13 protein-coding genes are annotated in these 14,196 nt (G+C 45.1%); 1 reads left to right on the top strand and 12 read right to left on the bottom strand.

The annotated features are described in order from the left end of the window. Positions 1-4: 4 nt before the first annotated feature. From lipB to leuS, 11 genes are all read right to left on the bottom strand, one after another. A complete protein-coding gene (gene lipB / locus L1D37_RS06310; RefSeq protein WP_004737632.1) occupies positions 5-664 on the bottom strand; it encodes a lipoyl(octanoyl) transferase LipB in 660 nt (219 codons plus the stop codon). 195 nt (positions 665-859) lie between these two features. Next, positions 860-1,138, bottom strand: coding sequence for a DUF493 family protein YbeD (gene ybeD / locus L1D37_RS06305; protein ID WP_026084358.1), 279 nt, complete (start codon positions 1,136-1,138; stop codon positions 860-862). Positions 1,139-1,369: 231 nt separating this feature from the next. Then, entirely contained in the window at positions 1,370-2,551 is a 1,182-nt protein-coding gene (locus L1D37_RS06300; protein WP_017068508.1) for a serine hydrolase, read from the bottom strand. A 93-nt stretch (positions 2,552-2,644) separates the two neighbouring features. Then, complete coding sequence (locus L1D37_RS06295; RefSeq protein WP_239847274.1) at positions 2,645-3,484, bottom strand: septal ring lytic transglycosylase RlpA family protein; 840 nt, start codon at positions 3,482-3,484, stop codon at positions 2,645-2,647. 3 nt (positions 3,485-3,487) lie between these two features. After that, complete coding sequence (rodA, locus tag L1D37_RS06290; protein ID WP_017631913.1) at positions 3,488-4,609, bottom strand: rod shape-determining protein RodA; 1,122 nt, start codon at positions 4,607-4,609, stop codon at positions 3,488-3,490. Beyond that, a complete protein-coding gene (mrdA, locus tag L1D37_RS06285; protein ID WP_239847273.1) occupies positions 4,609-6,501 on the bottom strand; it encodes a penicillin-binding protein 2 in 1,893 nt (630 codons plus the stop codon). The genes rodA and mrdA overlap by 1 nt, the downstream gene beginning before the upstream one ends. A 6-nt stretch (positions 6,502-6,507) precedes the next feature. Further along, a complete protein-coding gene (rlmH, locus tag L1D37_RS06280) occupies positions 6,508-6,978 on the bottom strand; it encodes a 23S rRNA (pseudouridine(1915)-N(3))-methyltransferase RlmH (protein ID WP_017068506.1) in 471 nt (156 codons plus the stop codon). 3 nt (positions 6,979-6,981) lie between these two features. After that, complete coding sequence (rsfS, locus tag L1D37_RS06275; protein WP_004735247.1) at positions 6,982-7,299, bottom strand: ribosome silencing factor; 318 nt, start codon at positions 7,297-7,299, stop codon at positions 6,982-6,984. Positions 7,300-7,365: 66 nt separating this feature from the next. Beyond that, positions 7,366-8,391: a DNA polymerase III subunit delta gene (gene holA, locus L1D37_RS06270; RefSeq protein WP_239847272.1), complete on the bottom strand. Its 1,026-nt coding sequence runs from the start codon at positions 8,389-8,391 to the stop codon at positions 7,366-7,368. 12 nt (positions 8,392-8,403) lie between these two features. Continuing rightward, entirely contained in the window at positions 8,404-9,057 is a 654-nt protein-coding gene (gene lptE, locus L1D37_RS06265) for an LPS assembly lipoprotein LptE (RefSeq protein ID WP_239847270.1), read from the bottom strand. Positions 9,058-9,265: 208 nt separating this feature from the next. Further along, positions 9,266-11,842: a leucine--tRNA ligase gene (leuS, locus tag L1D37_RS06260; protein ID WP_239847269.1), complete on the bottom strand. Its 2,577-nt coding sequence runs from the start codon at positions 11,840-11,842 to the stop codon at positions 9,266-9,268. A gap of 263 nt (positions 11,843-12,105) precedes the next feature. Between leuS and L1D37_RS06255 the strand changes: the two genes are divergently transcribed. Then, positions 12,106-12,576, top strand: coding sequence for a zinc ribbon-containing protein (locus tag L1D37_RS06255; RefSeq protein ID WP_017631908.1), 471 nt, complete (start codon positions 12,106-12,108; stop codon positions 12,574-12,576). Positions 12,577-12,667: 91 nt separating this feature from the next. Here L1D37_RS06255 and lnt read toward each other — a convergent pair whose 3' ends face one another. Next, positions 12,668-14,182: an apolipoprotein N-acyltransferase gene (gene lnt / locus L1D37_RS06250; protein WP_239847267.1), complete on the bottom strand. Its 1,515-nt coding sequence runs from the start codon at positions 14,180-14,182 to the stop codon at positions 12,668-12,670. Between the last annotated feature and the right edge of the window lie 14 nt (positions 14,183-14,196).

The following is a 14,196-nucleotide window of genomic DNA, read 5'->3' as shown; positions in this document are numbered from 1 at the left end:
GATTTTATGCTTCTGCTGTAATGTTACTGGTGGCTTGAATGTCTACTTGGTCATAGCCGAGTAGCTCTACGAGCTCTTGTATTAACTGTTGCTCAACGTTTTCTAGTTCACTTGGTCCGCCAAGTTGGCTGACCTGTGCCATTTCCATACCTTGATAACCACATGGGTTAATACGTAGAAACGGAGACAGGTCCATATCGACGTTCAGTGCTAGCCCGTGGAACGAGCAGCCACGTCGAATACGTAATCCGAGTGAACAGATTTTCTTGCCATCGACATAAACACCAGGAGCGTCAGGTCGGGCAGCTGAATCTATATTGTAAGCTTTCAGAGTATTGATTACGAGGTTCTCGATATGAGTAACCAAATCGCGCACTCCGAATTTCTTGCGGCGGATGTTAATCAGAAAGTAAGCAACTAACTGACCTGGGCCGTGATAAGTCACTTGGCCACCGCGATCGCTTTGTATCACAGGGATATCACCGGCATTTAATACATGCTCAGCTTTGCCTGCTTGTCCTTGAGTGAAGACAGGGTTGTGTTCAACCAACCAAACTTGGTCTACGTCTTCTTCCGTGCGTTCGTCTGTGAACTTATGCATGGCTTTCCATACAGGTTCATAATCCTGACGGCCTAATTTTTTTACGATTAGCTTATTTTGCAAAGCGGCACTCCCTCAAGGATTAATAAAGTGAACGCATTATAAACGCGAAACATGATTCTAACTACAGACGGACTGCAAGGTTTTTCAACTTTCTTTGTATTTATTTAAAATTAAGTTGAATGAATTTGGTGTCGATACTGTGCTTTAAACAAAAACAGCGGCAATAAGCCGCTGTTTTTCATGCGTAATCAAAGATTACAGAACCATACGAACGATTTCGATCTCGCCCAGTTCTTTGTATAGGGTTTCTACCTGCTCAATTGACGTCGCTGTAATATTGATAGAAACAGAGTGGTAGTTACCTTTCGCACTCGGTTTTAGCGTTGGGCTGTAGTCACCAGGAGCATGACGCTGGATCACTTCTAGCACTAGCTCAGTCAGTTCTGGCTTAGCGTGGCCCATGACTTTGTAAGTGAATGAACAAGGGAACTCTAAGAGGTCTTTTAGTTTTGCATCAGAATTGATGTTCATGATTAGCTCCAAAAGGCTAGACTCTCGCAAATTGGCGATAGTCGATAAAAAGCGTGTTCGGTCTACAGACACGAGTAATAAGGCGGAATATTACGTGTAAATATCACCGAACTCAAGATCAACAAAAGCCGCACATGGCGGCTTTTGTTTCATTAATGAGTAAATAATGAACTTACTCATTAGGTTAGCTTTTCAATAAGCTTAGGTTTTGTTGAGCACAAACCTTTTACTTACTTAGAATAGGCCTTTGAACAGCAGTACTAGGTAGTCCCACAGACGGCTAAATAGGCTGCCTTGGTCTACGTCTTCAAGTGCTAGTAGTGGGTATTCAGCAACATCTTCACCATCAACTTGGTAGAATAGTTTACCAACCACATCGCCTTTGCTGATTGGCGCCTCTAGCTCTTTCTCAAGTACAAAGCTTGCTTTTAGGTTTTTAGCTTGGCCACGAGGTAGAGTCACGAAAGTATCTTCGTCGACACCTAGCGCAACGGTGTCCTTGCTACCCATCCAGATTTTCTCTTCCACGAAGGTCTCACCAGCTGTGTGCGGTGCTACTGTTTCGAAGAAACGGAAACCGTAGCTAAGAAGCTTTTTGCTTTCTGTTTTACGAGCGTTCGCATTCTTAGTACCCATTACAACCGCAACTAGGCGCATTTTACCTTCTGTTGCTGAGCTTACTAGGCTGTAACCTGCGTTGCTTGTATGGCCAGTTTTGATGCCGTCAACGTTCATGCTCTTATCCCATAACAGACCGTTACGGTTGTATTGGGTGATGCCGTTGTAAGTGAATTTTTTCTCTGAGTAGATACGGTACTCATCAGGAACATCGCGAATTAGCGCCTGACCAAGTAGCGCCATATCGTAAGGCGTTGAGTATAGGTTCGGGTTGTCTAGACCGTGCACGTTAGCAAAGTGCGTGTCTTTCATGCCGATAGAGCTTGCCCAAGCGTTCATTAGGTCAACGAATGCATCTTCAGAGCCAGCAATATGTTCAGCCATTGCAACACAAGCATCGTTACCTGATTGAATGATGATACCGCGGTTCAGCTCTTCAACTTTTACCGTTGTGCCAACTTCAACGAACATCTTAGATGAATCTGGGAAGTTTTTAGCCCAAGCATTTTCACTGATTACAACATCGTCGTTTAGGTTGATGTTGCCACGATCAAGCTCTTGGCCGATCACGTAGCTCGTCATCATCTTGGTTAAACTTGCTGGAGAAAGTTGAGTATTCATCTCTTTCTCTGCTAGTACTTTGCCTGAATGGTAATCCATCAGAACAAAACCTTTAGCGGCGATTTGAGGTGCATCAGGAACAACAATAGGAGCGGCGAATGACGATGTAGCTATCGTTGCAGAAAGCGCAACAGAAGTAGCAAAAATCGATTTAACAAGTTTATTAGATTTAATCATTTTGAATGCAATTATTTGGTGAACTATTCATATATTAACAGAATCACTCTGTCACACCAGAGCGCTGATTACCAGAAGTAACTGTTAGATTAATTAGCGAGTTAGGGTGTGTTTTTTTATATAAGCTGACGGGTAACCCATTAGCTTAACTTGTTCTAATTTCTCTTGAGTCAGAGCATAGTCATGAAATGGCCCAAGCATCAGACGGTAGTTGCCATCATTTGGCTGCAAGAACGTTGCTACTTCTAGCTTTTCGCTTAGATCTTTGGCCAACTTTTCTGTTCTATCTTCATGCGGAGATGTGGCAACTTGAATAATAAATTGCGGCAAAGCGGCCTTTTTCTTAGCGTCGGTTGGCATAGCTACAGTAATGACTTCTATCTCAACATTTGCAGTGCCGGTTCTTAATACATCGAGCTTGTAAGCGGCCGCATAACTAAGGTCAATGATTCGGCCTTCATGGAATGGGCCGCGGTCATTGATACGAACAATCGTGGTTTTGTCGTTGTCAGTATTAGTCACTTTTACATAGCTTGGAATTGGTAATGTTTTGTGCGCTGCAGACATCGAATACATGTCGTAAATCTCGCCATTTGAGGTTAAATGGCCATGAAATTTCTTACCGTACCAAGACGCTTTTCCTTTCTCGGTAAATCCTTCCGTCTCTTTGACGATTTTGTAGTCTTCACCGCGCAGTGTGTAGTTATTGTTACCACCTAAACTGTAGGGTTCATACTGAGGATGAGCATCCTCTAAATGCTCTACCGAGATAGGCGCGTCTGGCGCAATATCGGAATCAATATCGTAGCGACCTGTTGGTTTCTGTGAAGAACAGCCATTGATTAAAATTGCTAGCCCAACAATAGAGAGGATTTTTTTAATTGGCAGCTCATCAACCAAGGATGCTTTTTTTGAATACGTTGTAATAGACATCGATTAGGTCGCCTTTGAGAATGCTTTTCTGTGTGTGTGGATCGACATTAAAATACCAAAACCAGCCATAAGGGTAACCATTGAAGTGCCGCCATAACTGACCAGAGGAAGAGGTACACCTACAACCGGTAGGATGCCGCTTACCATGCCAATGTTTACAAAAATATAGACGAAGAAGCTCAGTACGATACTGCCGCCCATCATTCGACCAAAGGCCGTTTGAGCTTGGCTAGCCAGTACTAAACCACGTCCAATAATGAACAGGTAGATAGCAAGCAAAAACAAAATACCGATCATGCCCCATTCTTCGGCAATAACCGCAAAAATGAAGTCAGTGTGACGCTCTGGGATGAACTCCAGTTGAGATTGAGTACCTTGCAGCCAGCCTTTTCCTGATATACCACCAGAACCTATCGCAATCTTACTCTGAATGATGTGGTAGCCCGCACCTAATGGATCTGATTCAGGATCAAAAAGGGTTCTTACACGTACTTTTTGATATTCACGCATCAAGAAGAACCACAGAATTGGTATGAACGCCCCAAGTGCTATCGCAGCACTGGCGATTATCTTCCAGCTAATACCTGCTAGGAATATTACGAAGATACCGGACGCTGCGATAAGAATAGAAGTACCTAAATCGGGTTGCTTCGCGATTAAAATCGTCGGTACAAATACCATCACTAGCGAGATCGCGAGCGTTTGGAAAGTTGGTGGTAGTGAGCGCTTACCGATAAATCGTGCCAGCATCAAAGGTACCGCCAGCTTCAATAACTCAGAGGGCTGGAATCGAATAAAGCCGAAGTTTAACCAACGTTGAGCACCCTTAGAGGCCTCACCAAAGAACAATACGCCTAATAGCAAGATGACACCGCCAGCAAACAGCAGCGGAGCTAAGGTTTCGTAGGTACGTGGTGAGATTTGCGCTAAAAAGATCATTACACCCAAAGACAGAGCCATACGCATCGCTTGGCGGTCCATCATCGCAAGGCTTTGTCCGCTTGCGCTGTACATGATCAATAAGGCAAAGCCCATTAAAACCAGAATGCCGAGCAATAATGGCAGGTCGATATGTAGCCTTTCGAATAAGGCTCTATTTCGTCCAGTTGAGGGATCAAGTTTCATTATTTAATTGGCTCACTTTGATAATCTTCTGCAAGGATAATATGGTCTAAAATCCTTCTTACTACTGGGCCGCCGTTAGAAGAACCGCCACCGGCATTCTCTAGAACGATAGTCACGACGGCTTCTGGATCTTCAAAAGGCGCATAGCCAGTAAAGAGGGCGTGATCGCGCAAGTGCTCGGCGATTTCGTCCGCGTTGTACTCTTCATCTTCTTTAAGGCCGAATACTTGCGCAGTACCCGATTTACCAGCGGTTTGGTAAGACATCTTTTGGAATGAACGTCTTGCCGTACCTTTCTTACCGTGGTTAGCCAGCCTCATGCCTTCCTGAGCGATATCCCAATACTTCTTCTTAACCCCGGTTAGCGGTGGGTAAGTTTCAATGTCGGACATGATTTGTTCATCGAATGGACGGCCATTATCAATGGTTGAACGCAGTAGATGAGGTGCTGTCACTTCACCTTCATTGACTAATACAGAGGTCGCTTTCGCAATCTGCATTGGTGTTGCAGTCCAGTAGCCTTGGCCAATGCCAACAGGGATGGTGTCACCTTGATACCAAGGCACACGGTGTCTGGCCATCTTCCAATCACGAGTTGGCATATTGGCTTTGCTTTCTTCGTAGATATCGATGCCAGTATAATCACCAAAGCCGAACATCATCATCCATTTAGATATGCGATCAATCCCGAGGTCATAAGCAATTTGGTAAAAGAAGGTATCCACCGACTCTTCAATCGCTTTCTCTATATCCACGACACCGTGTCCCCAACGTAACCAGTCACGGAATGGTCTCGTTTTTGAATTTGGTATCTTCCAATAGCCTGGGTCATTGCGCGTAGTGTTTGGTGTAATAACCCCTTCTTGCAGAGCAGCAACAGCAATGAAGGGCTTGATCGTCGATGCTGGTGGATAAATACCTAGCGTGGCACGGTTAACCAAAGGGCGGTTTTTGTCTTGAAGTAGCGCGTTATAGCCTTTAGACGAGATACCATGCACGAATGCGTTTGGGTCGTAGCTTGGGCTCGATACCATGGCTAACACGCCATTGTCTTTCGGGTCGAGAACGATAGCTGAACCACGGCGGCCATCAAGTAACTTATGTACGTATAGCTGTAGCTTGATATCTAAGTTAAGTACGATATCTTTGCCCGGAACCGAAGGTACAAATTTGAGGGTACGGATCACTCGTCCGCGGCTGTTAACTTCGACTTCTTGGTAGCCTGCTGTACCGTGCAACATGTCTTCGTAATAACGCTCAATACCCAACTTACCGATATCACGAGTAGCTTGGTAATTGGCGTCCTTTTCTTCTCGCATCAGGCGCTGCATATCACGATCATTGATGCGCGATACATAGCCAATTACGTGAGTGAGCACATCGCCATACGGGTAGAAACGCTTCAACGTCCCCGTAACCTCAACGCCTGGGAATTTATGTTGGTTTACAGAGAAGACGGCAACTTGTTCTTCAGACAGTTGATTAAGAATCGGTACCGATTTAAAGCGTCGTGAATTACGACGATCACGATTAAAGCGCTCGATACGCTCTGGCGGGATCTCAATTAATGCTTGCAGACGAGCAAGCGTGTCATCCATATCTTTGATTTTTTCGGGTATGATTTCTAGATTGAAAACAGGACGGTTTTCGGCAAGAAGTACACCGTTGCGATCGTAAATCAAACCACGGTTAGGGGCGATCGGAACGACCTTGATACGGTTGTCGTTAGAACGAGTTTTATAATCTTGGTATTGATTGACCTGAATGTTGTACAGGTTAACAACCAACATCGACATCATGACTATGATCCCCGCAAACGCAACAAAAGCACGGCTAGTAAATAGTCGTGCTTCTGCTTTGTAATCACGGATTTGGCTACGTTTACGTAACATTAACGCTTATTCTCGATGATAAGGGTGGTTAGCAGTGATGCTCCAAGCTCGATACAAGCTTTCAGCCATGATAACGCGTACTAATGGGTGAGGGAGAGTAAGCGCAGACAGAGACCAACTTTGGTCCGCGGCCGCTTTACATGCAGGTGCTAGTCCTTCAGGCCCGCCAATCAGGATAGAAACATCACGTCCATCCAGCTTCCAACTTTCTAATTGCTCAGCAAGTTGAGGGGTATCCCACTTTCTACCTGGGATATCGAGCGTGACAATACGGTTGCCTTTTGGAACTGCAGCCAGCATCGCTTCGCCTTCTTTTTGAAGAATGCGTGCAATGTCAGCATTTTTACCGCGCTTTCCTGCAGTAATTTCAATGAGCTCTAATGGCATATCGTGAGGGAAGCGGCGTTTGTATTCTTGAAACCCTTCTTCAACCCACTTTGGCATTTTTGTGCCAACTGCGATTAACTGGATCTTCAAAGCTTAGCCCCAAAGTTTTTCTAGTTGGTACAGCTCACGATGCTCTTCTTGCATAACGTGAAGCATGCTTGTGCCCATATCTAGAACAACCCATTCACCTTCTTGCTGACCGTCCATACCTAGAGGTTGCATACCCGCTTTACGTACTTCATCAGCAACATGTTGTGCAATAGAAGCAACATGGCGTTTAGAGGTACCAGTACAAACAATCATGTAATCAGTCACACTTGATTTGCCTTCTACATCGATAGTTACAATCGATTCTGCTTTCATGTCGTCGGCTTTGTCTGCAAGAAAATCTTTTAGTTCTTCACGTAACACTGGGTGTTCCTTTAATCTGAATTTAGCTTTGTTTAGGGCTTGTTGGCCCTAGAATATAACACGCTTTTATGCGTGGAATGGTATTGAAGCTGAAGGGATACAAAACTCTACGCTTAATTGATGAATTAGTGGCCATGGCGACTGCTCATATTGAGTTTTTGTCATCAATTCAGCTTGAGTGAGCAACGCGAACAAAGAGTGTAATCGAGAAATCGAAACTCTTGTTAGCGCGGCGTTATAAAGCGGCTTTTTCGATTGCCAGATGCGGTGTTTATCGAAGACCTGGCCAATCGGCATCTGTTTCATTTGTTGCTGCATCTGCAATAGCAGGGCAAGCTCACGTTGTATGCTACGCAGCAGAATAACAGGTTCAACCCCTTCCGCTTCTAGCTGCCTTAGAATTCGTTGAGCTCGATTGCCTTTACCTGCCAGTAATGCATCACTCCAATGGAACGGTGTAAAATGGTTGTGGCGACTCAGCGATTCTTCTAAGCGTACTAAAGTGAGCTTTCCATCTGGGTATTGTAGCGCCAGTTTCTCTAGGCTCTGAGTCAATGCAAAAAGGTTGCCTTCGTGCCATTGCGCCAGCATTTGAATCGCTTCAGGATCTGGTGATAAACCGATTTGGCGACAGCGTGCTTGGACAAATTGAGGCAATCGGCTGACATCTGGAGTTAAACAGCTGACCCAATGCCCTTGGCTCGAAAGTGCCTTGAACCATTTAGCGTTTTCTTGAGCTTTGGTCAGTTTAGTGCCAACAAGAATTAGCAAGATATCGCTGTGGATGTGCTCAGATATGGCAAGCAATTCTTTTGCTATCGCCGCATTCACACCCGACTCCGGAAGCTCAAGTTCAATGACTTGACGGCTAGAGAATAGACTGAGTGCTTGAGTGCAATCGTAAACTTCATTCCAATCGAGACTGTTATCGATCGCAAAGCGGTGACGTTCTTCGAAACCTTGTTGCTTAGCCGCTTTCAGGAGCGCTTCTCGGCTTTCTTGTAACAGCAGGGGTTCGTTACCAAAAATCAGATAAACATTGTTCAGCTGTTTAGACAGTTGCTCCGATAGACGATCGGCAAAAATACGCATCAAATAAACCTATTATTCAGCAGATTCGCTGAGCTCTGGCTGTTCTTCTGAGCCTGGAGCAACTTCAACGTCTTCAACTTCAATATTTTTGATGTTGTACTGTTTCTCGAGCTCTTTTACTTGAACATTCTCTAAAGCTTCTAGGTCCATACTACCTGCCGCAATAGTCGCTTTAAGGCGAGCCATCTGACGAAGGATCTGACTTGTTGCTAGCTTACGCATCTCATCTTCGATCATGTCGCGCTCAACCGATTTCGCAAGTGCAGTCAACGGGTTATCTAGGTAGCTACGGGTAACGCTAGTCGAGAACGTTTTTGAACCAATTTCAGGAATAGTCACGCGATAAGAAGAGCGGAATGTTAGTTCTTTTTCTGCTGCACGAGTATTTTGATAAAGAGACAGAGTTCGCTCGCCTACGCTTTCGCTAATGATATGCAGGTTAGGAGTGTTCTGCGCAGGTGGCACAATCTCTACATCGTTCATGCGCAGCTGGCCTTTCATCATACGTGTAAACGTGCTGTATTGGTCGTAACTGGTCACAGAGATCTTGTTAAGTTCTTCTGGCACTGAGTAATCACCACGCAAGTGAAAACCACAGGCACTCAATAGGCTAACGGTTAGAACAACAATAGTAACTTTCAATGAAGATAGTGAAATCAGGCGCATTATTTGATGGCTCTCATGAAGGTAGAATACTTATTTAAATACTTTAGTTTGTTGGCGTGGGGTTAGTCACTGAAAGTAAAGCGTTTAAATAAGTAGACAGGGCAATTTAATTACCCTGTCTAGAGACTGCTAAAAACGAAATAAGTTCGTTACAACAGTTATATGTGCAGACTAAGACCAATTAGTCAGTTTTAGCCTGCAGCTAATGTTAGTTAGCTACGATGTTTAGAAGCTTGCCAGGTACGAAGATAACCTTACGGATCGTTAGGCCATCTAGGAACTTCTTAGCGTTCTCATCGTTTAGACCAAGTTCACGAACTTGCTCTTCGGTCGCATCAGCAGCAACAGTCAGTTTCGCACGTAGCTTACCGTTGATCATTACAACGATAGTCTTCTCGTCTTCAACTAGCGCTTTCTCATCGAAAGTTGGCCATGTTGCTGAGTCTACGTTTGATTCACCCAGTGCAATCCACATTTCGTAAGAGATGTGTGGAGTCATTGGGTAAAGCATGCGAACAACAGCTTTTAGTGCTTCATCAAGGATTGCACGATCTTGTACAGACTCTTGAGGTGCTTTCGCTAGTTTGTTCATCAGTTCCATGATTGCAGCGATTGCGGTGTTGAACGTTTGGCGACGGCCGATATCGTCCGTCACTTTCGCGATAGTCTTGTGGATATCACGACGAAGTGCTTTTTGGTCACCAGACAGAGCAGAAGCATCAACAGATTCAGCAGCACCCTTAGAAGAGTGAGCGTGAACCAGTTTCCAAACACGCTTAAGGAAGCGGTTTGCGCCTTCAACGCCAGATTCTTGCCACTCAAGTGTCATGTCTGCAGGAGAAGCAAACATCATGAATAGACGTACTGTGTCAGCACCGTACTTGTCTACCATCTCTTGTGGGTCGATACCGTTATTTTTCGACTTAGACATCTTGATCATGCCTGAGTGTTCAACTTCGCGGCCTTGGTTGTCGACAGCTTTTTCGATACGGCCTTTACCGTCACGATCGATAGTCACGTCAGTAGGAGCAATCCACTCTTTCGTGCCTTTTTCATTCGTGTGGAAGAACGCGTCAGCTAGAACCATACCTTGACATAGTAGTTGCTTGAATGGTTCGTCAGACGTTACGTAACCTGCATCACGTAGCAATTTATGGAAGAAACGAGAGTACAATAGGTGCATACAAGCGTGCTCGATACCACCGATGTACTGGTCTACTGGTAGCCAGTAGTTTGCTTTTTCTGGATCTAGGATATCGTCAGCTTGTGGTGAACAGTAACGAGCGTAGTACCAAGAAGATTCCATGAACGTATCGAATGTATCTGTCTCACGTAGAGCAGGTTCGCCGTTGAATGTTGTCTCAGCCCAAGACTTGTCTGCCTTGATTGGGCTAGTCACACCATCCATTACCACGTCTTCTGGAAGAATTACTGGTAGCTGGTCTGCTGGTACTGGGTGAACTTCACCGTCTTCAGTGGTTACCATTGGGATTGGTGCACCCCAGTAACGTTGACGAGAAACGCCCCAGTCACGTAGACGGAAGTTTACTGTTTTCTTACCTTTGCCTTCAGATTCAAGTTTCGCCGCGATTGCATCGAATGCTTCTTGGAAAGCAAGACCATCGAATTCACCAGAATCGAACAATACACCTTTCTCTGTGTAAGCCGCTTCAGAAACGTCTAGCTCAGAACCGTCTTCTGGCTTGATTACTGGGATAATGTCGATGCCGTACTTAGTTGCGAATTCGTAGTCACGTTGATCGTGAGCAGGAACCGCCATTACCGCACCTGTGCCGTAATCCATAAGAACGAAGTTTGCTACGTATACAGGAACAACACGACCGTTAAGAGGGTGGATAGCCGTTAGACCAGTATCCATACCTTTCTTTTCCATCGTCGCTAATTCAGCTTCAGCAACTTTAGTGTTACGACACTCTTCAACGAACGCAGCAAGCTCAGGATTGTTTTGAGATGCTTTCTCTGCAAGTGGGTGACCTGCAGCGATACCAACGTAAGAAACACCCATTAGCGTGTCTGGACGAGTTGTGTAAACTTCCAGTGGCGCTTCTTCACCGTTAACAGCGAAAGATAGCTCAACACCTTCAGAGCGGCCGATCCAGTTGCGCTGCATGGTCTTAACCATTTCAGGCCAGCCTTCAAGGTTGTCTAGATCGTCTAGTAGCTCTTGAGCGTACTCAGTGATCTTAATGAACCACTGTGGGATTTTCTTTTGTTCTACTGGAGTGTCACAACGCCAGCAGCAACCGTCTTCTACTTGCTCGTTTGCAAGTACAGTTTGGTCGTTCGGACACCAGTTAACAGAAGAAGTCTTCTTGTAAACTAGGCCTTTTTCGTAAAGCTTAGTGAAGAACTCTTGCTCCCAACGGTAGTACTCAGGCGTACACGTTGCGAATTCACGGTTCCAGTCGTAACCAAAGCCTAAAAGCTTAAGCTGGTTTTTCATGTACTCGATGTTTTCGTAAGTCCATGGTGCAGGCGCTGTGTTGTTCTTAACAGCTGCGTTTTCTGCAGGTAGGCCGAATGCATCCCAACCGATTGGCTGCATTACGTTTTTGCCTTGTAGACGTTGGAAACGAGATACCACATCACCGATGGTGTAGTTACGCACGTGACCCATGTGCAGTCGGCCACTTGGGTACGGGAACATAGAAAGACAGTAGAATTTTTCTTTGTTTGGGTCTTCACTTACAACGAAAGTCTCGCTGTCATCCCAGTGTTGTTGAACCTTTTGTTCAATCTCTTGCGGGTTATATTGTTCTTGCATCGATGGTATCCGGTTATCTTGGAATTTGTGAGTTCGGTTAGAACAGAATCTTACAGATCGTCATAGAATACCTAAAGGAGCCTAGTACAACAATAGTTATACCCTTCATACTTGCAGTTGCTGCCTAGTAGATGGCGTAATTTTCACTGAATTTCGCAGGGCAACTATACTTAAGAGTATGAATTGCATTTGTTTGTGAGCGGGAGTGTATTGTGGCACATTCGTTTGCACGCGTAAAAGTTGGTTATCTTAAGGAGGTTGTTATGCCGAAGAAAAAAGCACTCTATGAAGAAGTGGTTGAAGAGGTCATTGAAACGCTGAAGCATAGTCCTGAAGAGCTCAACAACAAAATCGAAACGTCAGGTAAGTTTGCGAAAGCTGCCAATGACATGACCAAAGACGAACTATCGCTGATTTCAGCTTATGTGAAATCGGACTTAAAAGAATTCTCTGAAAGTTATGAAGAGAGTAAAAGCGGCCCGTTCTACTTGATGATTGCTGATTCTATTTGGCAGGGGCTTTTGGATATTACTGATCGCACCAAAGTGGAGTGGGTTGAGCTGTTCCAAGATTTAGAGCATCAGGGGTTGTATCAAGCGGATGAGGTTATTGGGTTGGGTACCCTGGTCTGTGATGAGTGTGGCCATCAAACTGAGTACAACCACCCAACTACGATCATTCCGTGTATTAAATGTGGTTCGAAAGGATTTAGCCGCAAAGCGTTGAAGCCTTAGAATACCGACTTATAGCGTCACCAATTCAAAATCGTAGCAATAAAAAAGGGTTGACCGTAATTGGTCAACCCTCAAACACTTATTCTCGAATCTAGTCTTTTCTTCTTACCAGCCAACCAATCACTAAGCTCAACAAAGCCCAGATATACAGCGGCCAAGTACCGACCACGTGATAAGGGGTTTGACCATCTGTGGAAACAAGCTCAGCTTTCAATACCGCGGTTTCAAATTGCGGGATTTGCTTGATGATCTTGCCTTTATGATCCGTTACTGCCGTTACGCCATTGTTGGTCGAGCGAATAACTGGCTTACCGAGCTCCAGAGCACGCATTTGTGCGATTTCCATATGTTGCAATGGCCCAATTGAACGGCCGAACCATGCATCGTTAGAGAGCGTTAAGATAAAGTCCGTTTCATCGGTGACATTCTGTCTAACTTGATCATTAAAGATGATCTCATAGCAAAGCGCTGGTGCAAGGTGACGACCATTAGCAACGATGTTTGGTTGAACGTAATCGCCACGGCTAAACGATGACATTGGCAAGTTAAAGAACGGTGCTAACGGGCGCAGGATCTCTTCGAACGGTACAAACTCACCAAATGGCAATAGGTGGTGTTTGTGGTAGCGTTCGTTTGGATCGTAGCTGTACTCGCCGTATGGATTTACTCCAAGTGATAAAATGCTGTTGTAGTACTTCTTATCTTCAGACTGATTCAATACACCCGTGATGATCGAGCTGTTGTTCATCTTGGCTGCGCTGTCTAAGTTACGTAGAAAAGAAGGGATCTCTACCTCAAATGCAGGAATAGCCGCTTCAGGCCAGATGATGATATCCGCATCCCAGTTTTCTCTGCTCAGATCGGTGTATTTCATCATAGTCGGCCAGCGATGACTTGGTAGCCATTTACTGTCTTGGTCGACGTTGCCTTGAATTAATACCACTGACGTTGTTTTGTCAGGGTTCGGCGTCACCCAGTCGATATTGCGAAGGCCAAAACCGGTGCTAAATACAACAGCAGGGATGACAGCGACACTCCATGCTTTGTTGATGATCGTATAAGCGAGCGCAGAAGCTGAGACGATAATTGCAAGAGTCACTAGCTCTACACCACCAATCGGTGCGAAAGAGCCAAACGGAGAGTCGATTTGGCTGTAACCTAGCCATAACCACGGGAATCCCGTCATTACCCAGCCACGTAACCAATCACAGATGAGCCACAACGCGGGTGCTGCTAGGAAAAAACGACTTAGGTTGTTAGCAGGGAAGAACTTGTTCAAACTCCAAGTAAAAAGCCCTGAGTAAACGGCTAGATAGCCCACAAGTAGTGCCATCAAGAATAAGTTGGCTGCCAGTGGCATTCCACCAAAGCCATCAATACTGACGTATACCCAACTAATCCCCGTTGTGAATTGGCCTAAACCCCATGCGTAACCTATCCAAAGTGCACTTTTAGGAGAGCGATTATGGATCAGTAGCAGCAACAAAGCTGGGCTGAGAATAGCAAGAGGCCATATTGAGTATGGAGCGAATGAAAGGGTTGTTATAGCGCCAACAAAAACGGCCGCAAGCGGCCGTAATAGGCGATGAATAAAAGTCTTAGTCATCTAATTTCTGTCAT

Origin of the sequence: Vibrio sp. Isolate33, from assembly GCF_022397895.1 — a bacterium.
Classification (GTDB): Bacteria; Pseudomonadota; Gammaproteobacteria; order Enterobacterales; family Vibrionaceae; genus Vibrio; species Vibrio pomeroyi.
The sequence above is the reverse complement of the archived record's forward strand: the minus strand, read 5'-3'. Positions and strand labels throughout refer to the sequence as shown.